At 61.4% G+C, this 26044-nt stretch carries 31 protein-coding genes; 30 read left to right on the top strand and 1 reads right to left on the bottom strand.

Going from position 1 to position 26044, the window contains the following annotated elements; genetic code table 11:
• Nucleotides 1–72: 72 nt before the first annotated feature.
• The 24 genes from RSO41_RS05980 to RSO41_RS05865 all read left to right on the top strand — a co-directional run bounded on the left by RSO41_RS05980 (nucleotide 73) and on the right by RSO41_RS05865 (nucleotide 16861).
• Entirely contained in the window at nucleotides 73–387 is a 315-nt protein-coding gene (locus RSO41_RS05980) for a hypothetical protein (RefSeq protein ID WP_315618162.1), read from the top strand.
• Between the two features lies 1 nt (nucleotide 388).
• On the top strand, nucleotides 389–628 hold the full coding sequence (locus RSO41_RS05975) for a hypothetical protein (RefSeq protein WP_315618161.1): 240 nt from the start codon (nucleotides 389–391) through the stop codon (nucleotides 626–628).
• A gap of 546 nt (nucleotides 629–1174) precedes the next feature.
• Nucleotides 1175–1750 (top strand): terminase small subunit, encoded by a 576-nt coding sequence (locus RSO41_RS05970; protein WP_315618160.1) that lies wholly within the window; start codon nucleotides 1175–1177, stop codon nucleotides 1748–1750.
• Complete coding sequence (locus RSO41_RS05965) at nucleotides 1731–2996, top strand: PBSX family phage terminase large subunit (RefSeq protein WP_315618159.1); 1266 nt, start codon at nucleotides 1731–1733, stop codon at nucleotides 2994–2996. The genes RSO41_RS05970 and RSO41_RS05965 overlap by 20 nt, the downstream gene beginning before the upstream one ends.
• Nucleotides 2997–3004: 8 nt before the next feature.
• On the top strand, nucleotides 3005–4249 hold the full coding sequence (locus RSO41_RS05960) for a DUF1073 domain-containing protein (protein WP_315618158.1): 1245 nt from the start codon (nucleotides 3005–3007) through the stop codon (nucleotides 4247–4249).
• A complete protein-coding gene (locus RSO41_RS05955) occupies nucleotides 4242–5078 on the top strand; it encodes a phage minor head protein (protein ID WP_315618157.1) in 837 nt (278 codons plus the stop codon). The genes RSO41_RS05960 and RSO41_RS05955 overlap by 8 nt, the downstream gene beginning before the upstream one ends.
• A complete protein-coding gene (locus RSO41_RS05950; RefSeq protein ID WP_315618156.1) occupies nucleotides 5075–6154 on the top strand; it encodes a DUF2213 domain-containing protein in 1080 nt (359 codons plus the stop codon). Before RSO41_RS05955 ends, RSO41_RS05950 begins: the two co-directional genes overlap by 4 nt.
• Nucleotides 6151–6576: a hypothetical protein gene (locus tag RSO41_RS05945; RefSeq protein WP_315618155.1), complete on the top strand. Its 426-nt coding sequence runs from the start codon at nucleotides 6151–6153 to the stop codon at nucleotides 6574–6576. Before RSO41_RS05950 ends, RSO41_RS05945 begins: the two co-directional genes overlap by 4 nt.
• Nucleotides 6577–6591: 15 nt before the next feature.
• The gene (locus tag RSO41_RS05940) at nucleotides 6592–7557 is read left to right on the top strand and encodes a DUF2184 domain-containing protein (RefSeq protein WP_315618154.1); all 966 of its coding nucleotides are present in this window, start codon (nucleotides 6592–6594) and stop codon (nucleotides 7555–7557) included.
• 2 nt (nucleotides 7558–7559) lie between these two features.
• Nucleotides 7560–7766, top strand: coding sequence for a hypothetical protein (locus tag RSO41_RS05935; RefSeq protein WP_315618153.1), 207 nt, complete (start codon nucleotides 7560–7562; stop codon nucleotides 7764–7766).
• Nucleotides 7767–7805: 39 nt separating this feature from the next.
• Nucleotides 7806–8210 carry a hypothetical protein gene (locus RSO41_RS05930; RefSeq protein ID WP_315618152.1) on the top strand — a complete coding sequence of 135 codons (405 nt, stop codon included), beginning with the start codon at nucleotides 7806–7808 and terminating at the stop codon, nucleotides 8208–8210.
• Nucleotides 8197–8577 carry a hypothetical protein gene (locus tag RSO41_RS05925; RefSeq protein ID WP_315618151.1) on the top strand — a complete coding sequence of 127 codons (381 nt, stop codon included), beginning with the start codon at nucleotides 8197–8199 and terminating at the stop codon, nucleotides 8575–8577. The genes RSO41_RS05930 and RSO41_RS05925 overlap by 14 nt, the downstream gene beginning before the upstream one ends.
• Nucleotides 8577–8966: a hypothetical protein gene (locus tag RSO41_RS05920; protein WP_315618150.1), complete on the top strand. Its 390-nt coding sequence runs from the start codon at nucleotides 8577–8579 to the stop codon at nucleotides 8964–8966. Before RSO41_RS05925 ends, RSO41_RS05920 begins: the two co-directional genes overlap by 1 nt.
• Nucleotides 8963–9340, top strand: coding sequence for a phage tail terminator-like protein (locus RSO41_RS05915; RefSeq protein ID WP_315618149.1), 378 nt, complete (start codon nucleotides 8963–8965; stop codon nucleotides 9338–9340). Before RSO41_RS05920 ends, RSO41_RS05915 begins: the two co-directional genes overlap by 4 nt.
• A gap of 174 nt (nucleotides 9341–9514) precedes the next feature.
• Nucleotides 9515–10030: a KilA-N domain-containing protein gene (locus RSO41_RS05910; RefSeq protein WP_315618148.1), complete on the top strand. Its 516-nt coding sequence runs from the start codon at nucleotides 9515–9517 to the stop codon at nucleotides 10028–10030.
• 69 nt (nucleotides 10031–10099) lie between these two features.
• The gene (locus tag RSO41_RS05905; RefSeq protein ID WP_315618147.1) at nucleotides 10100–11038 is read left to right on the top strand and encodes a phage tail tube protein; all 939 of its coding nucleotides are present in this window, start codon (nucleotides 10100–10102) and stop codon (nucleotides 11036–11038) included.
• 9 nt (nucleotides 11039–11047) lie between these two features.
• A complete protein-coding gene (locus RSO41_RS05900; RefSeq protein WP_315618146.1) occupies nucleotides 11048–11518 on the top strand; it encodes a hypothetical protein in 471 nt (156 codons plus the stop codon).
• Nucleotides 11519–11625: 107 nt separating this feature from the next.
• Nucleotides 11626–11814 carry a hypothetical protein gene (locus RSO41_RS05895; protein WP_315618145.1) on the top strand — a complete coding sequence of 63 codons (189 nt, stop codon included), beginning with the start codon at nucleotides 11626–11628 and terminating at the stop codon, nucleotides 11812–11814.
• 94 nt (nucleotides 11815–11908) lie between these two features.
• A complete protein-coding gene (locus RSO41_RS05890) occupies nucleotides 11909–12301 on the top strand; it encodes a hypothetical protein (RefSeq protein ID WP_315618144.1) in 393 nt (130 codons plus the stop codon).
• A gap of 61 nt (nucleotides 12302–12362) precedes the next feature.
• Nucleotides 12363–12902: a hypothetical protein gene (locus tag RSO41_RS05885; protein ID WP_315618143.1), complete on the top strand. Its 540-nt coding sequence runs from the start codon at nucleotides 12363–12365 to the stop codon at nucleotides 12900–12902.
• A gap of 91 nt (nucleotides 12903–12993) precedes the next feature.
• A complete protein-coding gene (locus tag RSO41_RS05880) occupies nucleotides 12994–15495 on the top strand; it encodes a phage tail length tape measure family protein (protein WP_315618142.1) in 2502 nt (833 codons plus the stop codon).
• Nucleotides 15495–15845 (top strand): phage tail protein, encoded by a 351-nt coding sequence (locus RSO41_RS05875; RefSeq protein WP_315618141.1) that lies wholly within the window; start codon nucleotides 15495–15497, stop codon nucleotides 15843–15845. The genes RSO41_RS05880 and RSO41_RS05875 overlap by 1 nt, the downstream gene beginning before the upstream one ends.
• Entirely contained in the window at nucleotides 15842–16552 is a 711-nt protein-coding gene (locus RSO41_RS05870; RefSeq protein WP_315618140.1) for a phage minor tail protein L, read from the top strand. The genes RSO41_RS05875 and RSO41_RS05870 overlap by 4 nt, the downstream gene beginning before the upstream one ends.
• 12 nt (nucleotides 16553–16564) lie before the next feature.
• Entirely contained in the window at nucleotides 16565–16861 is a 297-nt protein-coding gene (locus tag RSO41_RS05865; protein ID WP_315618139.1) for a hypothetical protein, read from the top strand.
• A gap of 25 nt (nucleotides 16862–16886) precedes the next feature.
• Here RSO41_RS05865 and RSO41_RS05860 read toward each other — a convergent pair whose 3' ends face one another.
• Nucleotides 16887–17108 (bottom strand): hypothetical protein, encoded by a 222-nt coding sequence (locus tag RSO41_RS05860; protein WP_315618138.1) that lies wholly within the window; start codon nucleotides 17106–17108, stop codon nucleotides 16887–16889.
• Nucleotides 17109–17217: 109 nt separating this feature from the next.
• Between RSO41_RS05860 and RSO41_RS05855 the strand changes: the two genes are divergently transcribed.
• From RSO41_RS05855 to RSO41_RS05830, 6 genes are read left to right on the top strand one after another with little or no spacing between them, the layout of a single operon-like run.
• Nucleotides 17218–17940, top strand: coding sequence for an NlpC/P60 family protein (locus RSO41_RS05855; RefSeq protein ID WP_315618137.1), 723 nt, complete (start codon nucleotides 17218–17220; stop codon nucleotides 17938–17940).
• A complete protein-coding gene (locus RSO41_RS05850) occupies nucleotides 17937–18533 on the top strand; it encodes a hypothetical protein (RefSeq protein ID WP_315618136.1) in 597 nt (198 codons plus the stop codon). The genes RSO41_RS05855 and RSO41_RS05850 overlap by 4 nt, the downstream gene beginning before the upstream one ends.
• A complete protein-coding gene (locus tag RSO41_RS05845) occupies nucleotides 18533–24037 on the top strand; it encodes a phage tail protein (RefSeq protein WP_315618135.1) in 5505 nt (1834 codons plus the stop codon). The genes RSO41_RS05850 and RSO41_RS05845 overlap by 1 nt, the downstream gene beginning before the upstream one ends.
• A complete protein-coding gene (locus tag RSO41_RS05840; RefSeq protein WP_315618134.1) occupies nucleotides 24034–24432 on the top strand; it encodes a hypothetical protein in 399 nt (132 codons plus the stop codon). The genes RSO41_RS05845 and RSO41_RS05840 overlap by 4 nt, the downstream gene beginning before the upstream one ends.
• Nucleotides 24425–24805 carry a hypothetical protein gene (locus RSO41_RS05835; protein WP_315618133.1) on the top strand — a complete coding sequence of 127 codons (381 nt, stop codon included), beginning with the start codon at nucleotides 24425–24427 and terminating at the stop codon, nucleotides 24803–24805. The genes RSO41_RS05840 and RSO41_RS05835 overlap by 8 nt, the downstream gene beginning before the upstream one ends.
• The gene (locus tag RSO41_RS05830) at nucleotides 24805–25983 is read left to right on the top strand and encodes a hypothetical protein (protein ID WP_315618132.1); all 1179 of its coding nucleotides are present in this window, start codon (nucleotides 24805–24807) and stop codon (nucleotides 25981–25983) included. Before RSO41_RS05835 ends, RSO41_RS05830 begins: the two co-directional genes overlap by 1 nt.
• Nucleotides 25984–26044: the final 61 nt, after the last annotated feature.

Below are 26044 nucleotides of genomic sequence, written 5' to 3'. Positions count from 1 at the left end.
GCTCGACGGGACCACAAGAGTGCCGCGAGCGACACCCATGATTATTGTACGCAGGCCCACCAAGGAGGCGGGATGACGAATTCAAATCCCGATACTCAAGTGCGAGCCAAACCGATATTCGAGCGCCATCTCCAGACTTTGCTCCTTACGCTGGTCGCCGGCCTCATCGCCTGGCAGGGCATCACCACGCTCAAGCTCATTGAGACCACGGCCCGCCAGGACGAGCGCATCTCCCAGCTCATCACGATGACCGAGCAGTTGCGAAACGACCTAAGAGACGCGGATAGCCAGTACATGACGAACCATGATGCCCGGATCTACCGCGACCAACTGAATAGCCGGATCGACGATCTAGATAACCGAGTCTCCCGGCTCGAAGGACGATGATATGACAGATCAAGCGAATACTGATCCCAACCAGCCCACCGTAGGTGTGGCACCGCTAAAAAAGCGCTCTCGTTTCGCCGATGGCGCACGCCAGAACGCCGATGGCCTGGGCGTAGGCCTGCCGGTCGTCCTGTCCTGGGCGCTCTCGACATTCGCCGGCGTCGAGATCCCGATTGAGGTCGCCAGTGCCGGCGCAGCAATCCTTGGCTCGATTGGCGCCAAGGTAAAACAGGCGCTGTGAGGCAAAGCATCCGCAACGCCAGCGCTCGGGTCTATGCCTGGGCGCTGATCGCGGTGTTCGTTGCGGGCCTGCTGCTGAATTGGAGGGGATGATGGAGCTTTTCCAGAACTTCGTGGGCCAGCACTCCGAATCAGGCAAGCCAAGGCCGGCGGATTACTACGACGCTAGCGGGAGCCTGGCATCCGGTGGGCGTATCTGCCATTGCCGGCGCTGCCAGGACGAATGGCTGCGCAAGATGCCGCCCGGCAGGATGGTTCACACGTACTGCGCGATGACGCTCTGCCCTGACTGCGGGAACAAGCGTTGCCCGAAGGCCACGGACCATCGTAACGACTGCACCGACAGCAACGAACCCGACCAACCTGGAAGCGATTATTGATACAGGCCTTGTACAGGATCGCAAGGATTCGCTGATTGGTGCCGTCAGAGACGCCGAAACATTACAACCCCTATACAACGTATCGCTGAGCGCCCCATCTGTCCCACGACAGTCTCAACACAGCCCGAGCGGGCGCTCATCAATGCGAGTGAGAGGAAAGAGACGATATGACGAAGAAGGCTGCCAAAGGGGCTGTCGAGCTGACCCCTCGGCAGTCTCGGTTCGTGGACGAGTATCTCGTCGATCTGAACGCGACGCAGGCCGCCATCCGGGCCGGGTACAGCGAGAGGACGGCGCGTCAGACAGGTGCGCAGAACCTGTCAAAACCTAACATCACGGATGCCATTGAGCAGCGTAAAGCACATCGCTCGGAACGCACCAGGATCGATGCCGATTACGTACTCCATCGCCTGGTCGAGATCGATCAGATGGACGTGGCCGACATCCTGGCTGACGACGGCAGCATCTTGCCTGTCAGGGAGTGGCCCCAGTCATGGCGCCGCACGCTATCAGGTCTGGATGTGGCCGAACTCTGGGATGGCCAGGGCGAGGAGCGCGAACAGATCGGCCTGCTGAAGAAGATCAAGTGGCCGGACAAGGTGAAGAACCTGGAGATGCTCGGCAAGCACGTCGATGTTCAGGCATGGCGAGAGCGGCATGATCACTCCAGCGAAGACGGCAGCATGACGCCGAAGCCAACGACCATCCAGCTAGTAGCGCCCAATGACGACAGCGACGCTTGAGCTACCGCCGAAGCTGATACCGGTATTCACGGACAGGCCAGGCGAGAGCATCCGCTATCGAGGGGCATACGGCGGACGGGGCAGCGCCAAGACGCGCACCTTTGCCTTGATGTCAGCTGTGCGGGCCTACGTGCTCGCTGAGGCCGGCCAGTCTGGTGTCGTGCTGTGCGGCCGGGAATACATGAACAGCCTGGAAGACTCCTCGATGGAGGAGGTCAAGCAGGCGATCCGCTCGGTGCCGTGGCTCAACGCCTATTTCGACATCGGCGAGAAGTACATCCGCACCAAGAACCGGCTCGTCTGGTACACCTTCGCCGGCCTGCGCCACAACCTGGACAGCATCAAGTCCAAGGCCCGCATCCTGCTGGCCTGGGTCGATGAGGCGGAGAACGTCAGCGAGATTGCCTGGCAGAAGCTGCTGCCGACGGTCCGCGAGGAAGGCTCCGAGGTCTGGGTGACCTGGAACCCTGAGCTCGACGGCAGCCCGACCGATACCCGCTTCCGCAAGAACACGCCAGCCGGCGCCAAGATCGTCGAGCTGAATTACACGGACAATCCGTGGTTCCCCGATGTGCTCGACCAGGAGCGGCTCAACGACCGCGAGACTCTCGACGACCAGACCTACGCCTGGATCTGGGACGGCGCCTACCGCGAGAACAGCGACGCGCAGATTCTCGCTGGCAAGTACCGGGTGGCTGAGTTCGATCCCGGGAAGGACTGGGATGGCCCTTACTACGGTATCGACTGGGGCTTTTCCCAAGACCCGACGACCGGCATCAAGTGCTGGGTATACGACCGCCGGCTCTGGATCGAGCACGAGGCCGGCAAGGTCGGGCTCGAGAACGACGATATCGCCAAGTTCCTGATCGACCGTATCCCTGGCATAGAGAAACACACAGCCCGGGCCGACTCGGCACGCCCTGAGACGATCAATCACGTCCGCTCCGATGGCGACGGCAAGCGCAACAATCTCCCGTTTGTTGAGCCGGTCGAGAAGTGGAGCGGCAGCGTCGAGGACGGTATCGCCCACCTGCGCAGCTACCAGGAGATCGTCATCCATCCGCGCTGCACCGAATTCCTCAAGGAAGCCCGGCTGTACAGCTACAAGGTGGACCGACTCACCGGTGACGTGTTGACCAAGATCGTCGATGCGCACAACCACTACATCGACGCATCCCGCTACGCCCTGCAGCCGATGATCGGCGGCAACAATTACCGCCAGCGTTTCGCCGCCATGGCCAGTTAGGAGACACCATGCCGACATATCACGAGGACGGCTATCGCTCGGCAATGCTGGGTGATCGCCGCCGCCAGGTTGCGCCTACCGATCCGGCGACTATGTACGCCCGAGGCGGTATCGCGGCTCGGGTGATCGACATTCCGGCCGACATGGCGGTGTCGCGGGGCGTGGAGATCAAGGGCGACGACAAGCGGAGCATCATGGGTGAGCTGGATCGGCTCGACGTCATGGGCGTTCTGGCCGACGCCATCCGGTGGTCGAGCCTGGACGGCGCCGCGGCACTGATGCTGCTGACCGACACCGGCACGCTGGACGAGCCTCTGCCCGAGAGCGTCGGCACCATCACCGAGATTCGGGTGGTCGAGTACAGCCAGCTATCGGTAGCCCCGGGCAGCTACTATGACGACCCGCAGCTCCCGACCTACGGTCAGCCTGAAACCTACCATGTCCGTCCGTTGATCACTGGTAACAGTTCCGGTGCTGGCTATTTCGTGGTGCACGAGTCCAGGCTGCTGCCGGTGCCTGGAGAGCCCCTGCCGGCCCGGCTCAAGGTCGGAAAGTCGGTGCCCTGGGCGGGCCGTCCGTCCGCTGATGCTGCCTACCACACGATCAATCGCTACGAGCGTGCGCTCACGCTGGCTCTCGAGGTGCTCAAGCGCAAGCAGCAGGCCGTGCACAAGATGAGTGGCCTGGCCACCTTGATCCAGAACGGCCAAGAGAAGCTGGTTCGCCAGCGCGTCGACCTGGTGGACGAGGTGCGCAGCCTCATGAACGGTGTGGCCGTGGATGCTGAGGACGACTACCAGGTTTACGACCTCAATCTGACCGGCATCAAAGACCTAATCGCCGAGTTCCAGGTGGCCGTGTCCGCCGACTCAGGCATCCCGGTCACGTCGCTGTTCATGCAGTCTGCCGGCGGTCTCAACAACACCGGCGAGAACGACACCAGCAACCTCTACGACCTGGCCGAAGGCATCCAGAAAACCCGAGCGCAGCCGGCGCTTGAGCGGCTTGTCGATGCCATCACCCGGCAGTCAGGTGTCAGCGCGCCATCCGATTGGTCGATCCGCTGGCCCAGCCTGTGGACGCCGACTGAGAAAGAGCAGGCCGAAATTCGCGCAAACAACGCCAAGGCAGCGCGTGATGAGGCCGAGGCTCGTAAGGTCGACTTTGAGACAGGCTCGGTGAGCGAGCGAGAGCTGCGCGACCACATGGAGCGCGAAGGGATGTACGGCCTGGAGGCGCTAAGCGATGGCTGAGCCGAAATGGGCGCATCCCGAGGCTATCGAGCGCGAGTACACGAAGACCCTCAAGCAGTACGCCCGCCGGTGCCAGCGCGCCGTCAACGAGCTGATGATGCCGGAGGTGCCGCGTCTGGTCGAGATGGCTGGCATGCGCGGCGATGCCCTGGGTGAGAGCGAGGAAGAGAACGAGGGTACTTGGGCCGACCGGCTGAACGAGATCCTCGGCACTGTCCTGGCTGCGCTCCTCGGTCGCCGTGCCCAGCAGGTCTTCGAGGGTATGGCTGGGCCGGCGTCAGCCTCTGATGTCGGCGTGACCGAGTTCGGCGAGCGCGTCAGCCGCTTCAACCTGCGCCAGTTCGTGAAACTGGTCCGCCGTGTCTACGGCGAGCCCTACAGCAAGGCCGAGCCTGACCTCGATAAGCTGATGCGGGCTTGGGAGCTGGAAAACCTCAAGCTGATCCGGTCCATCCCCGAGCGATATGTCGATGACCTGCAGGGCGTGATCATCCGCGCGATCAACGAGGGCCAATCGGCCACCGATCTGCGCGACACCATCCGGGCGACCTATGACAAGCCGGTCAACCGGGCGCAACTGATCGCGAACGACCAGATTTCGAAATTGAACGCGCAGATCACGAAGTATCGACAGCAGGCCATCGGCATCGACGAATACTACTGGCGCGGCGTCTTGGACTGGCGTGAGCGTGCTCATCACCGGCGGCGGGAGCGCGAAGCCTTCAAGTGGTCGAAGCCGCCCCGGGATGGCCACCCCGGCCAGCCTATCCACTGTCGCTGTTGGGCCTCCCCGAAATGGCCGCCCCGAGACGAGGTGACATTGCAATGAGTGTTTATCGCTACGACCGGGCGCCGATCAAAGCCCGGTTCACCGAGGACGGGTATCTCGAAGACTCGCCTGTGCTGACTCGCACGGGCGTTTTTACGTATAGGGATGGCAAGGGCGGCATTCGCCGTGAGCTACGCCGTGCCGATGACGTCTTCGCTCAGGACAGCCTGCAGTCCTACCGCAACAAGCCGATCACCAAGGGTCATCACGGCGAGGTCACGGCGGCCACCGTGAAGAAGCACCAGATCGGCACGGTGACCAGCGGAGGCCGGCAGGATGGCGACGACGTGTCTGGCGACATCGTCATCCACGATCCGCGCGTCATTAAGCAGGACGGATGGAAAGAGCTTTCAGTGGGCTACAAGGTCGATCTGATCGAGGAGCCCGGCGAGTACAACGGCGAGCGCTACGACGCCATTCAGACGAACATCCGCGTGAACCATCTTGCGGTTGTTCCTACAGGCCGGGCCGGTAATGCCCGCCTCAACCTCGACGCGGCCGATGCCGCAACACCAACCGACGACGATGAAGGTGATCCGACTATGGACAAAGTGCGTCTCGACAACGGCATCGAGTATGACGCCGCGCCCGAGGTAGGCCAGGCCTACAAGCAGGCCCGCGCCGATCTCGACGATACCAATACCAAGCTCGAGCAAGAGAAGGCCCGCGCCGATGCTGCCGAGCAAGCAAAAACCGACGCCGAGGGCAAGGTCGAGCAGATCAAGCAGGACGCTGTGACCCAGGCTCGCACTCGGCTGGAGCTCGAGGCTCAGGCCAAAGAGCACAAGGTCGAGGTCAAGCAAGATTCCAAGGACCGCGAAATCAAGGAAGGCGTTATCCAGGCCATCCGCGGTGACGGTGCCGACCTGTCCGACAAGGCCGACGCCTACGTTGATGCCGCCTATGACCTGGCTGTGGCCGACGCCGGCAAGCGCCGGGATGACGCCGCGGACCAGCGGAAGGCCGCCACCCCGCGCGCCGATGGCGCTCAGCCCAAATCCAGCGGCGGTGCTGCCGATGCCCGTGAACGCATGGCCGCCCGCATGCGCGGCGAGAAAGTGGAGGATGACCAATGATCTATGAAATGGATAAGGCCCGCGCGGGCCTGAAGGCCGATGCCGGCTTCGACCGCGTTGAATCGTTCCCGGCCGCCGCCGCCGTGAACTTCGGGCACGTAGTTGGCGTGGACGCCAATGGCGCCGTAGTCGAGGGGGCCGGCACCCGCCTTGCCGGTATCGCCCTGCACACCCACACCAAGATCGACGCCTACGCGCAGCACGACGACGTTTCCGTTCTGACGCGCGGCCTGGCCTGGTGCGTGGTGACTGAAGCCGGCACCGTCACGGATGGCGGCGCTGTCGAGACCGATGCCGCTGGCAAGGTGCAGGACGCTGACGCCGGCACTGCCGTGACCAACGCCGTATTCCGATCCGGGCTCGAAGTGATGAGCGATGGCACCCGCCTCGCCTGCGTCGAGCTGGCCCACCCCTTCTCTTAATAAGGATCGCTGACCATGAAACAGCACATGAACTATGACGCTGCCGACCTGTCGGCGGTAATGGATGCCGGCGACCGACTGGGCGTCGTGCGAGAGGACGAAGGCCTTTTCCTGGCTCGTCAGCTCGACTATGTGAAGTCTCGCATCTACGAGACCATCACCCCGAGCCTGACCGGTCTCGAGATGGTGCCGGTGTCCACCGAGGTGCCTGAGTGGGCCGAGTCGTTCACGTACCGCGAGTACGACGAAGTTGGCATGGCCAAGTTCATCTCGAACTATGCCGACGATCTGCCGCGCGTGGATGTGACCGGCACCGAGAAGACGCTCAAGCTCAAGAGCATGGGTGACTCTTATGGCTACAGCCTGGACGAGATGCGTCTGGCCAATGCCATGGGCACCAACCTGCCCGAGCGTAAGGGTCGCACCGCGCGTCGCGCTATCGACCAGCTCACCAACAAGGTGGCCCTGGTCGGCGACGAGGCTCACGGCTTTTACGGGTTCACCAACCACCCGAACATCGGCGAGACCGCCGTCAACGGTGCGTGGACTGATTCCGGCACTACTGGGCAACAGATCCTCGACGACCTGCTGGCCATGTACGACGCCGTGCAGATCCAGTCCTACGACTACCACACGCCCAACACCCTGGCACTGGCCCCGACCCGTCGCTCTGCGCTGATGCGCAAGAACGTCAACGAGGGCGGCAACTGGGAAAGCGTGATGGCGCGCTTCCAGTCGCTCTACCCGAACGTCAGCATCATCGCTTCGACCGAGCTGGAGCCGACCGGGGCGAACGGCAACGAGTCCACCGCCGTGATGTACGAGCGCGACGTCGACAACCTGTCCATCGAGATCCCGCGCCCGTTCGAGCAGCTTCCTGCCGAGAAGCGCAACCTCGAGATGGTGATCGACTGCATCGCCAAGTGCTCCGGTGTGGCGGTCTACCGTCCGCTGTCGCTCACCAAAGCCGTGGGGGTTTGATCATGGCCAAGTACCGTAACGAAAGCCTGGGCGTCGTCAGCGTAGGCGGTCAGTTCGCCGCCCCGAAGCAGACCCTTGAGGTCGATGACAAGGCGCCGGGGTTGGCCCGACTGGTGAAGCGAGGCGTACTGGCCAAGATCGATGGCCGCGCCAAATCCGAAAAGCCTGCCGAGAAGGCTGAGCAGCCGCAACAGAAAGCGGCCGAGTAACCCGAGGCCCTGCGGGGCCTCCCTGATTCCGAGGCTGTCATGACGCAATACGTGACCGTCACAGACGTCGACGAAAAGCTCGGCACTGACTGGGCGTCCGAGAGTGAAAAAGAGCGTTTTGTGGGCATGGCCAATGCCTACCTGTCGGCGCAACGCATCCAGCTACCCGCCCCGGTGCCCAGCGAGATCATCACTGCCGGGGCTGAGCTGTCGGCGGCGGCGGCGGATGGCAGCCTGTACGCCACCAAGACGCAAGGCGTCATGACGCAGAAGCGCGTCAAGGCCGGCAGCGCCGAGAGCGAAAAGCGTTTCTCCGACGTATCCGATGCATTCGGCAAGCATGCCGCTCTGCCGGAGCGCGTGCAGTTCGCTCTGGCGCTGATCGAGGCGTATCGCACTATCCCGATGGGCATCACCGTGGGGCATGGCTATGGGTACCCGTGAAGTGCTGCAGGCGGATCTCGCTGAAGCGTTCGCCAATGATGATGAGCTGGGTCAGGCTTACTTCGCCTTTACAGCCGAGCGCACGCTGCCAGGCGGCGGAGAATACAACCCTGGAACCGGAACCTATGAGCCAGCCACGCTGACCTATAGCGGAAGCTACTGGCGCGAGACGTTCACGTTTTCCGAGATCCAGTCACTCGACCTCGATAGCGCCGACATCAAGGTCGGCATGCTGGCAAGCGCTGTCGGCGAAATGCCGCAGGTCGACGACACCGTGACGCTCGACAACGGCAGCCAGGCTCGCGTGGTGAGCGTGGAACCCGACCCGCTACAGGCGACCTATTCCGTGCATCTGAGGATTAACTGATGGCCAAAGGCGGATGGAGTATGCCCCCGACTGAGTTCGCGCACCAGGTCGAGGACGACACTATGGTGCTGTTCCGCGAGCTTTGCGAGCAGGCGTCCAGGGCGGTGACTTACAACATCGCCCGCGACACCACGCGGCTGCGCGCGAACACGAACTTTTCGGTCAATACGCCCGACGAGAGCTACGACCCGAACAAGCGCGACGTGACCGGCAGCACCACGCTGGCGGACGCCAGGCGGGCCATGGCAGCGCTCAAGCCGGGCGACTCGTTCCACATCGTGAATCGGACGCCCTACGGCAAGTACGTCGAGGCCGGCCACCCCAACCCGAATACCGCCGGCACCTATGCTGGGGCGTTCAACACCATCAAGGAGCTGGGATCATCATGAACTATCAGGAGCTGGTGGCTGGCCTGGTGGAGCATGCCCGTGCCTGGCCGGGGCCTGAGCCGCTGGAGATACCGAATTGCCCTGTAGCAGATCATCAAGGTAATTGGCTGCGGATGGTCGTCAATCCTGGCGAAACGCTGACGGCAGAGGTGGGTAGCGACCCATACCCCCGGATGCAGGGGTTGGCGATCTTCCAGATTTACGCCCTGCGCGAGAAAGGATGGGGCGCGGCCTATGACATTGCCACCCGGATCGGCAACCACATGGCCTACCAGTCCATCGGCGACATCGACACGCTGGCTTATACGCCGGAGGACTTCGGCGAGCTCGATGGCTGGTACCGCGTGAACGTGTCCATACCCTACCGCTGTTGAGCACAGCACCTAGCACCACCAAGCCCTGGCATCCGCCGGGGCTTTTCTTTATGCGCCACGCCAGGCGCAATCACCACAGAGCCTCATCAGAAAGGGTCTCGGGAGAACAGCGGTTGTTCTCTGTGGGGCCGTTGATTCTGGGCGACCGGGGCTCTTTCTCATGAGGTAATCGCGATGAGCAACATCATCCCCTTCCCCTATCAAGGCCAGCCCGTTCGGTTCAGCGCCGACGGCTGGATCAATGCCACTGACATCGCCAAGCGGTTCGGTAAGCGGCCGGTCGAATGGCTTCGGCTCCCAACCACGTTGAGCTATATGGAGGCGCTCGCCGGCGCGATAGGCGAGGTCAGCGAAGTGGGAAAATCCCACTTCGGTCTGGTCGATTCTCGCCGCGGCGGCAAGCAGCAAGGTACCTGGATTCATCCGAAGCTGGCAGTGCACTTCGCGCGCTGGCTCGACGACAGGTTCGCAGTCTGGTGCGACATGCAGATCGATACCCTGTTGCGCAGCGGGCCTGACGCCTGGCGACAGCTCGAAATCGCCGAAGAGCGACTTGAAGAGCAAAACGAGCGCGGAAGCAACGCTGGGCGTGAACTTGCCCGGCACCGCTGGAAGAAGCCGCCAATGGTCGCCGAAGTCGAGTACTGGCGAGACCAGCTTCAGATGCCTTTGGCGCTCGACGCCGCCTGACTTCCACCGCACCCCTTCAACGCCCGCCCCGAGCGGGCTTTTTTGTGCCCAACCGAGAGGTAAACCCCAATGGCTGAATCCAATCAGCTCAAGGTGTCGATGCGCCTGGCCGGCTCCGGCAACCCCTGGCAGGTGCTGCGCCGCACCGATGGCAGCCCCGGCATCACTACCAACATGAGCAACCCCAACGAGGTCGATTCCAGCGGACAGGATTCATCCATGCTGCTGACATCGATCACCGTGGGCGGCGACGTGTCCATCGCTTTTTCAGCGAAGACCTACGACATGATCATCCGCAACGTGATGGGGAGCGAGTGGGTGGTCGATGGCAGCGACCCGACGTTGCATACCATAACCATCGGCCAGGACACGCCCAAGCTCGAGTTCCTGGTCCAGTACATGGACGTCGGTGCCGCCGGCAAGGCTTACATGATCGGTGAGGCCAACGTCTCGCAGCTCCAGCTCTCCCTGTCCGCCGGCGAGGTTGTCTCGGGGTCGTTCTCCATCGTGGGCGAGGACTACAACGCTGACTACGACTTCAGCGGCGACACCTTCGAGGATGAGACCACCACCAAACCCATCAATGCGGCCCAGGACGTCAACGAGCTGGTCATCGAGGGCGACACGGCGATGGATGTCTGCGTCAACACGATGGACATCACGATCAACCGCAACTACCAGGAAGACCCCTGCATCGGCCATGAGGTGCCGCACCAGTTCAAGGGCACCGCCCAGGTGACGGGGAATATCTCCCTGGCGCTCACCGAGAGCACCTTCAGCTTGCTCCAGCAGTCGATCAATGAGAAGGAGTTCGGCGTCCGGCTCGACATGAACGACGGTACGGCGGGCAATAGCTACCTGATCGAGACACCCCGCACCAAGCTGGGCGTCGAGATGCCATCGGGTGGCCGTGACGCTGTGCTCCGACCCGCGGTCAGCTTCACTGCCCTGAAAGACTCGAACATCGGGTCATCCGTGCGGGTCTCCCGAACCTTGCCGGGCACATAAGGAGGCGTCATGGCACTTTCACGCAAAGGGCGCGGCGGCGACGTCAACGAGACGAAGTGGTTCGATTACGACGATGACACTCAGATGCTCGTGGCCCGCTGGGACAATGACCGCTACTCCGTAGGCATGAACCGGTTTCGCGCCGTCTTTCAGGAAAAGATGCGACGGCTGCTGGATAAGGCGGAGAGCGGTGGCGACCTTCGCTTCACCGACGACCTGGCCGAGGTGTCGGGTGAAGAGCAAACGGAGTTCGAGGCGCAATGCAGCCTGATGGCTCGCTATATCCTGCTCGACATCCGAACCAAGGGGCGGGAAGACGGCAAGTTCCTGCTCGACGACGAGGCGGTGACCTACGATCACGAGGTCGGCGAGGAGCTTCTCCGCAAGGACATCGAGCTCTTCATGTGGGTGTCCAGCAAGGCTCAGCAGATGCAGCATGACGCCTACTCGCTCGCCAAGGACGCCGAAAAAAAGCCATAGCCGAGCTGCGGTGGCAGAACGAGTGGGGGTCAGAAGAGAAGTTCGAGGCCATCTCCAAGTTCATCAAGGTCGACAACCCTCGGCCCGAACTGGACGGTCTCAGCGCCATGCTGGTGGACGCTTTCACCCTGATCGAGCGCGGGCGACGAGTGGTCGCTGGGATGGGAGGGGTGGGCCGGCTGCCCTTGTCCCTGCACGAGATCGGCCCTTACCTGGACCGATTCGCGCCGCCTATCCCGGAGCGCGAGTTCATCTTCGCCATCATGCGGATGGATGACGTGGCTCTCGAGCAGTAGGTTATCTCGCCTGCACTGCTCGCCGTAGTTCGGATGGCATTGCACGCCCCTGATTCGCTATGCTGGCGGAAATCAACAACGCAGGGGCAACATAATGAAGTGGGCGGCAGTGGTAGCTAGTAGCGTGGTAGTGGTTTTGACAGGGTGCGCGACCAATAAGTCTGAGTTAAAGCAAGATCCTGACCATCACCAGAAATGGGCGACTTCAGCTTCGGTCGAGAAGACCTTTAAGACATACAAAAACCACGCAGAAGAGAGCTTTGCTCTTACGGGGCTCATGGGAAGCCGGATTGATACGTCAGGGCACTTCTATGGCGACAACGCAGAGCTAACCGTAAAGATGGTCGGCAACCCGATGGCTCGTGTCACGTACTTGCACCTTCTGATGAATGAGGACGAGGACGGAACTGAGGTTCAAGGATGGGCGTATAACAGCCCTTGGGAAGACCATCTGCTTGATTTCAAGACGCTACTACCCTCTGAATAGCAGTTCGACTATGGACAGCGCAGCGAGTGAGCCACGGTCTCGAATCAAAGCTGGAGGACGCATGAGGAAATGGACGGCAATGGCGATAGCGTCCGGCTTAGCTCTAGCTGGATGCAAGGATGCGCCGCCGTGGGACGGCATATTCGGTCTGAAATCGGGCATTACCATTGGCGACGCCAAGGAGCTGATGGATGCCACGCGCATTCCAGGCTCTGAGATTTCAGATAGCTACAAGTGGCCAAACGCGCAAGTTTATGGGGCGAATAAAGCGCCCGGCTATGCTCCCAGTGACTGGGCTCCTGATGACTACCCTGATGAGCACAGTGTCGACTACGTTTTTAATAGCGAAGAGGTTTTGTGCGCCGTTTCAATTGTTGAATATTTCGAGGATGGCGACACCCCGCCAGTGAAAAAGCACCTGGTTACGCAGTATGGTGCAGCGACACAACTGGGTGACGATGAATACACTTACCCTCAGGCAGAGCATGATCTTGGCGATGGAGTGAAATCCGTCACTATGTCTGTGTTTGAGCCATCCCCGATGGTTCCCGGCTGGATCAATGTTGTTGTTCAATACCTGCCAGACTCGGAATGCACATAGCATTAGCCGAAATTGACCGGCCCCGCCATTGAGCGGGGCTTCTTGTTTCCAGGCTCGCCACGGCGGGCCTTTTTGTGCCTGGAGCTTGAGAATGGCCGAATCCCGCCTCAGCATCGTCATCGACTCGCGTAGTGCCGAGCAACGTGCCCAGGATACGCGGCGCGCCCTGCAGGCGCTGGAAGATGCCGGTGTGCGGGTCACGACGGCTACCGGCGGCGTCGCGTCTGCGATGGGTCAGCAGGCCAGCCAGGCCAGCGTACTGACCCGCAACGTCAACAGCACTCGCGGCGCTCTCCAGCGTATGCAGCAGGTGCAGAATCAGGTGCGCAGCGGGCAGAAGGGTCTGTTCCAGCCGGTACAGGCAGAGCGCTATGCCGACAGCGTGGATCGTGCCGCTTCGGCCACTCGGCGAGCGGCTCGGGACTATGATCGAGCCGGCATGTCGGCGGCTCAATTGCGTCAGGCGCAACAGCAGCTCCCGATGCAGTTCACTGACATTTTTACGTCGCTGGCGGCTGGCCAACCACCGATGCAGGTCTTCCTGCAGCAAGGCGGCCAGCTCCGGGATGTCTTCGGCGGCATCGGCCCCGCTCTTCGCGGGATGACGAGATACATTGCCGGCCTGATCAATCCGCTAACTCTCGCAGCCGGCGCCACTACGGCGCTGGTCGTGGCGTTCGAGTCTGGCCGGGACGAGGCGCAACAGTTCAACAATACGCTGACCATGACCGGCCAGCAGTCCGGCGCCACGACTGATGAGTTGATGACGCTGGCCGCGCAGATGGACAACCTGGCCAGCACGACACAGAACCGGGCGGCCGCCGCGCTTAACCAGGTAGCTCAGTCAGGCCGGTTTACTGCCGACCAGTTCGAGACCGTCACGCGCACCGCCATCCTGATGGAGAACGCCACCGGCCAGGCTATCGACAAGACCATCAAGCAATTCGGCAAGATCGCCGACGATCCCGTTGACGCCATTGCCGAGCTCAACGAGCAGTACAATTTCCTGACCGTCGAGACCTACGAGAATATCCGCGCTCTGGCCGATAGTGGTCGCGAGATGGAAGCCCAACGTGTCGCGATGAATGAGTACGCCGACACGATGCGGGACCGTGCGTCGGACGTCTCCGAGAACCTTGGCTGGATCGAGAGTGCTGCTCGCGGCGTCGCCGGCGCCGCAAAAGAGATGTGGGACGGGCTTCTCAATGTCGGTCGAGATGACACTCTGCAGCAGGAGGTGTCGCAGATACAAAGCGAGATTGGCCGTATAGAGGAGTCTCTATCAGAAGGGCGATTCAGCAACGCTGGCGGGGAATCAAGGTCTCGAGCAGCATTGGCCAGACTGGAGCAGGAGCTGGCTATCAAGATCGGCCTATTGGCCCAGGAGCGATCTAGTGCTCAAGCCCAGGAGCGGCAAAGCGACGCGGTAGATAAGCAGGTTAAGCACGACGAGCAGATCGACAAGCTGCTCGAGGCCCAGCAGACCAAAAAGCAGCGCATCGCCGAGATAGACGGCAATATCGCGACGCTCCGTCAGGAGCTGGCCAACACTGAATCAGAGGATCGTCGCGGCGAGATCGAGGGTGCCATCCAGGCTTGGCAGGACGAGCGCCAGAGCGTCGTCGAATCCACCGAGGCTTACAAGGCCAATGAAAAGGCCGCCAAGGAAGCCGCCCGCGAAGCCGAGAAGGCCGCCCGTGAGCGTCAGCGTGCCATCGAGCAGTACAACTCCAGCCTTCGGTCGCTCGAGGATACGCTGTTCCCTGTCCAGCAGGCTCAGCGCGAATTCCGCCAGGATCAGATACTCCTGCAGACGGCCTTGCTGAATGGCCGAATGAGTGTCGAACGCTACATGGAAGCCTGGCAGCGGCTCGAGGAATCGCAGCGCAACCAGGGCAACTGGCAGGACGCCTACGACTCCATCGGCCAGGTCAACAAAGAGATGGAGCGCGGCAACGACTTTGCCAAGGAGTTCGGCGGCACGATGTCCAGCGCCCTCGAGGACGCGATCGTCAATTTCGAGGACCTGGGCGACGTGGCGCGGGGCTTCTTTGAGGATCTGCGCCGGATGATTGTCCGCCAGACCATCACTGATCCACTGGCTGGGGCTGTCGAGGAAACCGACTGGGGCGGCCTGATCGGCAACCTTGCGGGGAGCCTGTTCGGCGGTGGCGGTAACGCTTTCGCTACCTCATACGGGTCGTCCAGCGCGGGCAGCTTCGCGGGCTTTGCCGGAGGCGGATGGACAGGCCCCGGCGGCAAGTATGAGCCGAAAGGCGTAGTCCACGGTGAAGAGTTTGTTGTGCGCCGAGAAGTGGTGAAGCAGCCCGGCGTTCGGCCCATGCTCGAGCGGTTGAACAAGGGCTATGCCAATGGCGGGTATGTCGGGCCGTCTTCTGGCGCGACTCATCCCCCCCGATCCTCTGGAGGCATAACTATTCATGCGCCTATCACTATGCAGGCTCAGCCAGGCGTGAGCGACGAAGACGCCCGCCGCCAAGGAAAGCAAGCGGCTCGCGGGCTTGAGGCAGAGATTGTTCGGGTGATGCGAAAACAGCAGCGACCGGGCGGCATACTGAGTAAGGGGGCGTGATGGAAGTCTTGCCAGACATCGGCCGAAACCCGAGTTATGGGCTAGATGAACAGCCGCAGTTCCGAGTTGATACGGCCCAGTTTGGGGATGGCTACGCACAGCGGCGACCCTCGGGCATTAATGCGACCACTCGCACCTGGACCTTGCAATGGGAGCTGCTCACCAAATCCCAGGCCGACACTATTCAGGATTTTCTTCTATCGCAACAAGGCGTGAGGGCTTTTCACTGGACGATCCCCGAGACCGGTGAAGAAGTCAAAGTTGTGTGCCGAAAGGCGCCCAGTCGGGTGTATACCGACTACCAGCTTTATCGGGTGTCTGCCGTCTTTACTGAGGACCACAATCCATGAGCGAGGTGATTGCGACCGATGTTCAGCATCTCTCCCAGGATCCTGTGGTGGTGCTGTTCGAGCTCGACGCCAGTCGTCACGGGCAAGGCGTTTTGCGATGGACAAACGAAGCTGTCGACGGTGGTCCAGCGCGTTTCAACGGCTATGAATACACGCCGCTACCTATCGAAGCTGATGGTTTCGAGTGGAGCGGAAAGGGTCCTCTACCGCAACCCACGCTTCGCGTCAGCGCTATGGAGCTGGCATTCCTGTCGCTGGTGTTGGCGGCGGATGACTTGCTTGGCTGCCCGGTGCGGCGTATTCGCACCTTCCGGCAGCACCTGGATGATGGGCGTGCCCCCGATCCGCTGGCCACCTTTCCTGTCGATCACTATGCCGTGGAGCGCAAGAGCGGCCAGACGAGCACGGCGTTCGAGTTCACACTGGCGGCGCCGATGGATCAGGAGGGGCTGAAGCTGCCGGCTCGCCAGGTGCTGCGGGATACGTGCACTCACACATACCGGTGGTGGGACGGCGCCCAGTATCGCTACGAGGGTGTGACGTGCCCGTATGCTGGTGATGGCGAATGGGAAGCGAGTGGCGCTGTGGCCACGCCCGGCCAGGGCGACGACGTATGCGGTAAGCGCTTGAGCGACTGCCGTCTGAGGTTCGGACAGAACGCGGTTCTGCCGACACGAGCATTTCCCGGTGTGGGCCGGGTTCGATAAGTGAGGTGACGCATGAGCGGACGAATTGACATGGCGCAAACAGAAGACCTGACACTCACGCCGGATCAGCAACTGCAGGCACAGATCGATGAGCAGAAGCGCTATATCGCGGCCCTGGAGGAGCGGCTAGAGGCGGCCCAATCGCGCGTCGAGGACGTGGAAGCGAACTGTGATGTTCTGAGGGGTGGCTTGGAAGATTACCGAGAAAGGGCGGCGTCTTTGGAGCACCGGCTTGTAGAAAAAGATAATTCAGTCTTGGTGCGCCGAATGCACGAGCTCGAGCGGATCATGTGGGATGGCCCGAAGTAGCTCGGGCCAACTTATACCTAACCGCTTACTCGCTAGCGCTAGACGCCATGCCGTCGAAAATCCCATGTAGCTCAGCCATGGCCTCGTTTTTCAAGTCGCCATCGTTCATGCGCTCTAGGATTTTTCTGGCCGCATTATATATAGCCTGGGCCTCGTCACTTCCTTTTTCGTTATATGTTTGCTTGACCAGCTGGCGAAGCACTGCGGCATGAGCAATCGTGTTCCCTGCAACGTGTGCATCATTCATATCTCACTCCATTAGCGATGTGTGAGCCCTGAGCCTCGCCCGGCTGCCCGATGCCATCAACTGGGCATTTCCCCAGCCTGAACGCCTATCCATAACTGACGAGACGCTGATGTTCGATGAACACCAGGCGCGAATCCGTGCCGAGGCGGTGGCCGCGTACCCATATGAAGCGGCGTGGCTGATCACTCCTGACGAGTGTCGGCGCGTCGAGAACGTGGCTCATGAGCCGCGCTCGACGTTCGCTGTCGGCAAGCGGGACATGGCGTCAGCTATTGGGCGCGGGCTGTTGGCCATCGTGCATTCGCACCCCGATTACCCCGACTGCCCGAGTGAGGCGGACATGCGGGGGCAGATGGCCAGCGGTGTGCCCTGGGGCATCGTGGCCACCGATGGCGAGAGCTCAACGCCTATTCGTTGGTGGGGGCACGGCGAGCGCGAGCCGCTGGTCGGGCGAGGCTTTGTCCACGGCATCACCGACTGCTATGCGCTGATCCGTGATTACTACTGCCTTGAGCACGGCATTGACCTGCCGGAGTTTCCGCGCAGCTGGGAATGGTGGCGGCACGGCCAGGACCTCTACACCGATGGTTTTCCGCAGGCTGGGTTCCGCCGCATCGAGCCCGACGAGGCCCGGGCCGGCGACATGTTCTTCGCCCAGCTACGCAGCCCTGTGCCCAACCACGGCGGAATCTACCTCGGCGATGACCTGGTGTTGCACCACAAAACTGGCCGGCAGGCGGTGGACGCCACTCGGCTTTCCATGCGTGAGCCCATTGCTCGCTGGCTGCCACATATCACGCACTGGCTCAGACATGAGGAGCTGGATATATGAAAGCCATTCACCTTCATGGCGCTTTAGGGGACCGCTTCGGCGGTCCTTTTTCGTTGGACGTGCGCGATCCGGCCGAGGCGGTGCGAGCGCTGTCTTTTCAGCTGCCCGGCTTCGGCGACGTTATTCGCGCCGGTGATTGGCATGTCATTCGTGGCCCGCTCGATACCGGTGAGCCATTGGGCGAGGACGGTCTTGCCCTGGGGCTGGCTGATGCTGGCGAGCTGCACTTGCTGCCGGCCGTGTCCGGCGCTGGGGGTGACAGTGGCGTGGGCAAGGTGATCGCCGGAGTGGCGCTGGTTGCTGCCGCAACGTTTATCCCCGCCGGCGGGGCGTTAAGCGCTGGGATTATTACTGGCAGCTCTGTTGGCGGCCTGGGCGTCAGCATGGCTCTGGGCGGCATTTCGCAAATGCTAGCCCCTTCGCCTCAGGCGGGAGACTACGGCAGTCGTGAGCGCCCCGACCAGCGACCGTCATTCCTTTTTGACGGCCCTGTGAACACATCGACCCAAGGGCTGCCGGTGCCGCTCGTATACGGCCGCGTGAGGGCTGGCAGCGTGGTGGTCAGCGCTGGCATGAACGCCGAGGAGATCTGATGGACCCGATTCTCAAAAACGCCGAACAGATCCAGGGAGAGAAAGGCGGCAAGGGCGGCGGAGGCAGCCAGCGCGTGCCGCGCGAGGCGCCCAATACCCTTCGCTCTGCCAGCAAGGCGCGGATTATCGACTTGATCGGCGAGGGCCCGATAGTCGGTCTAGCTGACGACCTGAAGTCTATCTACCTCGACGACACGCCACTGCAGAACGAGGATGGCTCGTTCAACTTCGATGGCGTGAATGTGTACACCCGAGAAGGCGATCCGGACCAGGCGCATATTCCCGGCTTCCCGGCGGTGGAGACCGTGCAAGACGTCTCCGTCCAGGTGACGCAGGGTAGTCCTGTTGTGCGCAGCATCACGAATCAGGCCGCTGACGCCGTCCGGGTCACTGTACAGCTGCCGGCACTCTCCAGGCAGAACAAGGAGAATGGCGACCTGCTGGGTACCAGCGTCGAGGTGGCCATCGACGTGCGGCCGGATGGTGGCGCCTGGCAGGAGGCGCGCCGGGATCTCATCGAGGGAAAGACCACCAGCCCTTACCAGCGGACCTATCGCTGTGAGCTGCCGGGGAGTGCACCCTGGGAAGTGCGCGTTCGCCGCCTCACCGAAGATAGCGACTCGGCGGTGCTGAGCAACGACACTTACTGGGCCTCCTACACCGAGGTCATCGACGCCAAGTTGAGCTATCCCGACAGTGCTCTGGTGGCCCTCGAGGTAGACGCCCAGCAGTTTGGCAGCACCATCCCCTCGCGCAGCTACGACCTCAAGGGGCGCATTATCCGGGTGCCCAGCAACTACGACCCCGAGGCGCGCACCTACAGCGGAATCTGGGATGGCTCGTTCAAGCTGGCATGGAGCGACAACCCAGCCTGGATCTACTACGACCTGGCCGGCAATGCGCGCTACGGCGCCGACCTGGCCAATGTCGATAAGTGGGGCCTGTACACCATCGGCCAGTATTGCGACGAACTGGTGCCGGATGGGTATGGCGGCGAGGAGCCGCGGTTCACCTTCAACACCCAGATGGCCAATGCTGAGGAGGCATTCACGGCGCTGCAGACGTTGGCCAGTGCCTTTCGAGGGATGACCTACTGGGGTACCAACACCGTGATGGCAGTGGCCGACATGCCGGCTGAGCCGGCGAAGCTGGTGGGGCCGGCCAACGTGATCGGCGGCGAGTTTCAGCGCGAGGGCTCCGGTCTCAAGGCTCGGCACTCGGTGGCCTTGGTTACCTGGAACGACCCTGAAGACGGCTATCGTCAGCAGATTGAGGTGATCGAGGATCCGGATGCTATCCAACAATACGGATGGCGGAAGACCGAGGTGGTGGCTGCCGGCTGCACCAGCCGTGGCCAGGCCCATCGCATGGGCAAATGGATCCTCTACAGTGAGCGAGCCGAGACAGAGACGCTGAGCTATCGTGCCGGCCTGGATCACGCTGATTTGCGCCCCGGCGAGATTATTGCCGTGTCCGACCCCGCCCGCGCCGGCGCGCGTCTGACAGGTCGCCTGCTGGCGACTGGCATTGAGAGCCTGACGCTGGATGCTGTGCCCGACGACACCAGCAACGGCACTTGGTATCTCGACGTGGTGATGCCGAGCGGCGGCATTGAGCGCAGGGAAATTGCGTCGTTCGACGGGCAGGCCGTCGAGTTGACCAGCCCGCTGTCCGCCGAGCCTGTAGACGGCGCTATGTGGGTGCTCTCGTCATCCAGCGTTGAGCCCGAGCATTTCCGTGTGCTGAGCGTCACCGAGGAGGACGCTCATACCTACGCTATCACCGCACTGGCTCACGACCCCGACAAATTCGCTCGGGTTGAGCAAGGTCTCGACCTGCCCGAGCGCCCGGATAGCCTGGTGCCCACCGGCCCGGTGATCGCCCCCTTGTCGATCGACGTCCAGGCGTTCACCTACCTGGCCGGTGGCACCGAGCATCAGGGACTGTCGATCAGCTGGACGCCCAGCGACGACCCTCGGGTGATGCGCTACCGCCTCGAGGTGAAGGGGCCTGAGGACGTCAGCTGGCGGACCATTTACACCGGTGAAGGAACCTCGGTCAGCGAGCGAGACACCGGCCCTGGGCAGTGGCAAATTCGCGTTGCGGGCGTCACTGGGATCGGAAATGTCTCGCCTTGGGCGACACTGACCACCAATGTCGCCGGGCTGCTGATGCCGACGCCGCCGGATAGCGTAGACATCTCGGTCGGCACCCTCTATATCACGCTCAATCCGGTCGGCCAGTACCCGGGGCAGCAGTTCGAGTTCTGGCGCTCCAGCGCTCCGCTGGAAACCGGCGACATTCTCTCGAATGCCGTGCATGTTGGTACCGGCACCACGATCACCGACAACGAGCGCACGCCGCTGACGACGTATTACTACTATGTCCGCGGGACCAATGCATACGGGAAGTCCGATTGGTACCCGGTGCAGGCCACCACCGAGGGCGATCCGTCTGCGCTTATCACCGCCATCTCCGGCGAGATCGGCCGCACAGAGGTCGATGATGAGCTGCGTTCCGAGCTCGACCAGATCAGCACAAACTCGGGCGCGATTGCCGATGTGCAGGGCCGCGCCGATCAGATTCGCAGCGACCTGACAACCGAGGTCGGTCGCCTCGACGGGCGAGCCAACCAGATTCGCGATGACCTGACCGATGCCGAGGGGCGCCTCGGGACGATCGAGGACAGCGTCGGCGACATCGAGACCAACGTCGGCGATGCCGTTAACCGGATCACCAGTGTTGAGGCGCTCGCGGAATCGAATGAGGGTGCGGTCAACAACCTGGCCCTGGATGTCTCGACTCTCGAGGAACGGACCGACGATGCCGAGGCGTCGATCATCGAGACGCAGCGGATCGACGAGCTGAACGGCATTCTCGAGGCTGTTACATCGTCGGTGTCATCGGTGCAGAATGCCGTCGGCAGCGCATCCCAATCCGTCGAGACGATCAATCGGATCAGCAAAGACGGTGTGCTGCTCCAGCGTCAGGAATTGCTGGAGGGTGAATTCGAGGACGCCGACGGTCGGATCAACGACATCGTCAACCTCGCACTGTCGCCCGGCTCTGCCCTGCTGACGCGGTTCGGCCAGATCGAAGGGAGTGTCGATGACGTAAACGGGCGCGTGACGAACGTCGAGAACCTCGACATCTCGGCCGATTCTGCGCTGATCACCCGACTGAACGAGCTCGAGGGCGAGGCGGGCAATGCAAGCGGCCTCGCGCAGGACATTATCGACCTCAACCTCGGCCAGAATACGGCGATCATCAACCGGTTTGAGAGCATAGAGGGCAGCGTCGGCGATGTGTCCGGCGCCGTACAGGACGTCGTAAACCTCGACATCTCGCCATCGTCAGCGCTGATTGGTCGATTCGAAACCATCGAGGGCACGGTCAACGACCCCGACACAGGCGTGGCGGCGGCGCATGCGGCTGCGCGTGACATTCGGCAGATGAACCTGTCGTCGTCTACAGCGTTGGTCAGTCGATTTGAGACCATAGAGGGCAATGTCAGCAACGTCCAGGGCTCGATTCAGGACATTCAGAACCTGGACATCTCGCCAGATTCCGCGCTGATCGAGCGGTTTAGCACCCTCGAGGGTACGGTCAATGACCCGGATACTGGTGTCGCCGCCGCGCATGCCGCCGCCAAGGACATCCGTCAGCTCAATTTGTCGTCTGCCACAGCGCTGATCAGCCGATTCGAGACTATCGAGGGCAATGTCAGTAATGCGCAGGGCTCGATACAGGATATTCGGAATCTCGACATAGCGACGGGATCGGCATTGATTCAGCGATTCGAGTCGGTCGAGGGCAACGTGAGCAACGTCGACGGCCGCGTTGACGATGTCATTAACCTGGATCTCTCGTCGTCGTCTGCATTGATCGACAGGTTCGAGACCGTAGAGGGCAGCGTTGGCGGAGTAAATGGCCGCGTTGATGATGTTGTGTCGCTGAATTTCAGCGAGGGCGAGAACTATCTTGTCCAGCGTTTCGAGAACATCGAGGCAGCTACAGCCGACGGGTTGAGCACTGTTCGGTCTGAGATGCGGGCCGAACTTGATAATCAGTCGTTGATTGCCGATGGCTCTTTCAGCACCGGTGATGGGTCGCTGTGGAATAGCACCAATGATGTGAATATCGTCGAGCGCGACCCGGGAGGACCACCCGTCGACGCCAACTCCCCCGCCGCGCATTTTGCTGAATTTACCGCCGACTACCCTGGCGGAAATCGTCACATATCGGGGCCGTATCGCCCGGTTTCTCCCGGGGACATCTACACGGTGAAGATGGACTACACCGCCAGAGCCAACACAGACGGCACTCTTAGATTGTCTGTGCAGTGGCGGGATTCCAGCGGCAGTAATTTCGACTGGCCAACCGTCCAGACTGTCAACATGACCCCGGTCGCGGGAGGCAACTGGGAGACTACAGAGCCGACGCAGGTGACGGTGCCTGCCGGCGCTATCGAGGGTCGAATCGTTGTCTCTGCTCAGGACACAACCGATGGTAAGCCGGTATTCACGAATGTCGTCGCGTCGCGCTCTGACGCCGCTATGGCGGAGCGTATCGACACCGTGCAGGTACAGCTCGGCGAGGATATTGCTGGCGTCCAAACTAAGGCCGAAACTGCTATTGACGATGCTGCAGCTCAAGGTGAGCGCATCAATGCGATGTGGTCACTCAAAGTGCAGGCGAACAACCGCATCAGCGGCATCGTGTTGGGCAATGACGGGCAGGAAGCGCTGTTCGGCATCAGTGCCGACCGACTCTACATTGCCGACCCGGATGATCCCGACAACGCCGATCTCGGGTTTATCTATGACAACGGGCAACTGCTGCTGCGCGAGGCACTGATCGCGTCGCTGACGTTCGGCAAACTGACTGACTCAAGCGGCAATTTTATCGTCGATAACCAGGGCCGACTCAAGGCTCAGTATATCGATGTCGATAACCTGAATGTCGACTGGGCGAATATCCAGAACGTCAATATCAAGAATGCAGATATTGATAATGGAGAAATTGACTGGGCTAAACTGGCATTCGCTTATATCGGTCGAGGGAGAATTGGCGACCTTGCGGTCAATACAGTAAAGATCGCTGATCAGGCGGTCATCATCCCAGTATCACGATTCACAGCGGCAAGAGGGCTCGTTCCCATGAGTACATGGGGGACTCTCCAGACCGCAACGGTTAACCCGCGGGGAGCCCGAGTCGAGGTAATGTTTCACTGGCTTTGGGAGGCGAGAGATAACGCCCAATCAGACAGCGACAAGGTTTACGAACTTCTCTCTAATCTACAATACCGGCTTACTCGAAACGGCAACATTATCGCAAGCGGCGTTCTTGATAAAGCTAGCCTTGGGATTTGCTCGTTTCCTTGGCTCACTGGGCCATTAAACGGCAACCAGACATTTCGTCTTGAGGTCAAAGGCGGCGTTACAAGTGGCACTCGTCACTTCATCATGAACCGATATATCGGACTCAAGGCGGTGCGCAAATGACAGATCGCATACGCGAGATCACTATCGCTATCTATCAAGAAGGATCGCCGGAGATTCTTTCGACCTGCCAGTGCGGTGAGAATCAGGCAGATATGCAGTGCGGTGAGGGCGAGTCGTGGGTGGAAGTCGATGAGAGCGTTTCAGATGACACGCACTACATCGACATTGATCAGCGGGTCGCCGTGGCGCGCTCCGCATTCGACCCGCAGTGCAGCGTCGGCGACCTGGTCGTGCATTTCATCGGGCTGCCGGCTGACACTGTCATCGGTGCGATGGGGCAGGAGCTGATCGCGGATGGCGATGATGAGGTCGAGTTCGACGTTCCCGGCACATATCGCATCGCGCTGTCGCACCCGCGTTATCTGGATGAAACCGTGGAGGTGACCGTTGGCTAAGCTCTCTGTTCGGCGTCACGCCGACCTCGACGCCGCCAAGGCCCACTATCTGGCTGAGGTAGATCAGGTTACGCCCAGTGCCTCGCCGCAAATCGCCGCCATGCGCGAGGCAAAATGGGCCGAGGCCCAGGCAGGTGACGGCCCCATCCTGCAGGCGGAGGCCGAGGCCCTGGGCTGCACGCTGCAATCCGTCATCGACAGCGTGACAGCCGCCCGGCGGGAGTGGTGCGAATCGGAGGCGGCACGGGAAGCCGCTCGCATCCGCGCCAAGGCTCGTATTCGAAACGCTGACACACCCGCAGAAATGCACCGCGCTTATACCGATTACCAAGCCGCCCTCGAGGCGGTTTTTTCATGCCCGGAGGAACGATAATGGCTACCGAAGAACAGGCTGATGCAGCACGCCAGGCGCTACTCGATCAATTTGTGACTCTGGAGCAGAGGACGCGGGAGGTTATCGATGTCTTGAAAGGGGGTATCGATGTAGGGCAGAGCGGAACGCTTGGTGATCTGGCGCTGCTGGACAACGCCAACCAGATTCCGCAGTTCGCGGGTGCGGCGCTGACGGAGATGCAGAAATATGGCGTTGGATGCGGTAGCGATTCCCCTCAGCCGCCTAGAATGTCCGATGTGGACAATATTGCTGAGATCACGTCTCTCAAGTCAGGGCTTTACGGATATGACGTAGGCCAGGATAGTATCGACGGCGCAGGAACAGTTCTCAGAGGCTTCTGGAATGGAGACCAATTCACAGACACATTTGTCCAGCACTTCGGCGGTGCTCAACGAGGACAGATGTGGACCCGCGCATACCAGAACGGTGAACTAACACCACTACGGAGGCATTGGGATACCGGCAACACCACTGTTGACTCAAACGGATTCATCAAACAAGCCTCGCCGATATTCCGCCTCGGTGCTCAGACCGAGGACGGTCAACACAAACTCGCGGGCGCAGGCACGGCAAACACCGAGGCCCAAGGTGTCACTGCCGAGCATGTCGAGACGGGCGTTTACCGCGTCAGCGGCGCTCTGGGTTTTGCCGCCGAGGGCTGGCGGGCCGAACTACCCCGGTCGGGAGACGGAGCGCGTCGCTGCCTGATCGAAACCGAGACGGCCGGCGACGGCACGATCACAGTCCGCGTCTACAGCATCGTGACTGACCCGCGCGGCAATCGCGTCGCACATGAGCTGATCGACGTGCCGGACGACACGTTTATTCCGCTACGTCTGCTGATGCCGATGACAACGGATGACGAGGGCAACGAGGTCGAGACGACCGCCGAGCCCCAGGCCGACATCACCGTCGAGCATCTCCGCCCGGCGACGTACAAACTCGACGTCTGGGACCGCATGACCGACGACGAGGCTGAGGTATTCGAAACCGAGTTCAGCAACGTAGGCGCAAAGCTGCGCGGCATGTGGCGCGACTGCCGCTACGTCGATCACGACAGCCCGCTGTTCTCGACCCTGCGAGGGATGATGGTCGAGCAGTGGGGCGAGGTCCGGGCTGACGAGCTGTTGGCGTGCAGCTACTCCGAAGCGCAGTGATCTCGCGCGCAATAGTTCGGCGTCATCTCACAGCGCGCCCCGGGTGATATGGCTATGCTCG

The sequence above is a fragment of the Halomonas sp. I1 genome (assembly GCF_032334135.1).
In the GTDB taxonomy this organism is placed as follows: domain Bacteria; phylum Pseudomonadota; class Gammaproteobacteria; order Pseudomonadales; family Halomonadaceae; genus Halomonas.
The sequence above is the reverse complement of the archived record's forward strand: the minus strand, read 5'-3'. Positions and strand labels throughout refer to the sequence as shown.

What these genes read in the sequence shown, in the direction of transcription:
- RSO41_RS05980 (WP_315618162.1), top strand. Translation starts at nt 73, where the DNA reads ATGACGAATTCAAATCCCGATACTCAAGTGCGAGCCAAACCGATATTC.
- RSO41_RS05975 (WP_315618161.1), top strand. Translation starts at nt 389, where the DNA reads ATGACAGATCAAGCGAATACTGATCCCAACCAGCCCACCGTAGGTGTG.
- RSO41_RS05970 (WP_315618160.1), top strand. Translation starts at nt 1,175, where the DNA reads ATGACGAAGAAGGCTGCCAAAGGGGCTGTCGAGCTGACCCCTCGGCAG.
- RSO41_RS05965 (WP_315618159.1), top strand. Translation starts at nt 1,731, where the DNA reads ATGACGACAGCGACGCTTGAGCTACCGCCGAAGCTGATACCGGTATTC.
- RSO41_RS05960 (WP_315618158.1), top strand. Translation starts at nt 3,005, where the DNA reads ATGCCGACATATCACGAGGACGGCTATCGCTCGGCAATGCTGGGTGAT.
- RSO41_RS05955 (WP_315618157.1), top strand. Translation starts at nt 4,242, where the DNA reads ATGGCTGAGCCGAAATGGGCGCATCCCGAGGCTATCGAGCGCGAGTAC.
- RSO41_RS05950 (WP_315618156.1), top strand. Translation starts at nt 5,075, where the DNA reads ATGAGTGTTTATCGCTACGACCGGGCGCCGATCAAAGCCCGGTTCACC.
- RSO41_RS05945 (WP_315618155.1), top strand. Translation starts at nt 6,151, where the DNA reads ATGATCTATGAAATGGATAAGGCCCGCGCGGGCCTGAAGGCCGATGCC.
- RSO41_RS05940 (WP_315618154.1), top strand. Translation starts at nt 6,592, where the DNA reads ATGAAACAGCACATGAACTATGACGCTGCCGACCTGTCGGCGGTAATG.
- RSO41_RS05935 (WP_315618153.1), top strand. Translation starts at nt 7,560, where the DNA reads ATGGCCAAGTACCGTAACGAAAGCCTGGGCGTCGTCAGCGTAGGCGGT.
- RSO41_RS05930 (WP_315618152.1), top strand. Translation starts at nt 7,806, where the DNA reads ATGACGCAATACGTGACCGTCACAGACGTCGACGAAAAGCTCGGCACT.
- RSO41_RS05925 (WP_315618151.1), top strand. Translation starts at nt 8,197, where the DNA reads ATGGGTACCCGTGAAGTGCTGCAGGCGGATCTCGCTGAAGCGTTCGCC.
- RSO41_RS05920 (WP_315618150.1), top strand. Translation starts at nt 8,577, where the DNA reads ATGGCCAAAGGCGGATGGAGTATGCCCCCGACTGAGTTCGCGCACCAG.
- RSO41_RS05915 (WP_315618149.1), top strand. Translation starts at nt 8,963, where the DNA reads ATGAACTATCAGGAGCTGGTGGCTGGCCTGGTGGAGCATGCCCGTGCC.
- RSO41_RS05910 (WP_315618148.1), top strand. Translation starts at nt 9,515, where the DNA reads ATGAGCAACATCATCCCCTTCCCCTATCAAGGCCAGCCCGTTCGGTTC.
- RSO41_RS05905 (WP_315618147.1), top strand. Translation starts at nt 10,100, where the DNA reads ATGGCTGAATCCAATCAGCTCAAGGTGTCGATGCGCCTGGCCGGCTCC.
- RSO41_RS05900 (WP_315618146.1), top strand. Translation starts at nt 11,048, where the DNA reads ATGGCACTTTCACGCAAAGGGCGCGGCGGCGACGTCAACGAGACGAAG.
- RSO41_RS05895 (WP_315618145.1), top strand. Translation starts at nt 11,626, where the DNA reads ATGCTGGTGGACGCTTTCACCCTGATCGAGCGCGGGCGACGAGTGGTC.
- RSO41_RS05890 (WP_315618144.1), top strand. Translation starts at nt 11,909, where the DNA reads ATGAAGTGGGCGGCAGTGGTAGCTAGTAGCGTGGTAGTGGTTTTGACA.
- RSO41_RS05885 (WP_315618143.1), top strand. Translation starts at nt 12,363, where the DNA reads ATGAGGAAATGGACGGCAATGGCGATAGCGTCCGGCTTAGCTCTAGCT.
- RSO41_RS05880 (WP_315618142.1), top strand. Translation starts at nt 12,994, where the DNA reads ATGGCCGAATCCCGCCTCAGCATCGTCATCGACTCGCGTAGTGCCGAG.
- RSO41_RS05875 (WP_315618141.1), top strand. Translation starts at nt 15,495, where the DNA reads ATGGAAGTCTTGCCAGACATCGGCCGAAACCCGAGTTATGGGCTAGAT.
- RSO41_RS05870 (WP_315618140.1), top strand. Translation starts at nt 15,842, where the DNA reads ATGAGCGAGGTGATTGCGACCGATGTTCAGCATCTCTCCCAGGATCCT.
- RSO41_RS05865 (WP_315618139.1), top strand. Translation starts at nt 16,565, where the DNA reads ATGAGCGGACGAATTGACATGGCGCAAACAGAAGACCTGACACTCACG.
- RSO41_RS05860 (WP_315618138.1), bottom strand. Translation starts at nt 17,108, where the DNA reads ATGAATGATGCACACGTTGCAGGGAACACGATTGCTCATGCCGCAGTG.
- RSO41_RS05855 (WP_315618137.1), top strand. Translation starts at nt 17,218, where the DNA reads ATGTTCGATGAACACCAGGCGCGAATCCGTGCCGAGGCGGTGGCCGCG.
- RSO41_RS05850 (WP_315618136.1), top strand. Translation starts at nt 17,937, where the DNA reads ATGAAAGCCATTCACCTTCATGGCGCTTTAGGGGACCGCTTCGGCGGT.
- RSO41_RS05845 (WP_315618135.1), top strand. Translation starts at nt 18,533, where the DNA reads ATGGACCCGATTCTCAAAAACGCCGAACAGATCCAGGGAGAGAAAGGC.
- RSO41_RS05840 (WP_315618134.1), top strand. Translation starts at nt 24,034, where the DNA reads ATGACAGATCGCATACGCGAGATCACTATCGCTATCTATCAAGAAGGA.
- RSO41_RS05830 (WP_315618132.1), top strand. Translation starts at nt 24,805, where the DNA reads ATGGCTACCGAAGAACAGGCTGATGCAGCACGCCAGGCGCTACTCGAT.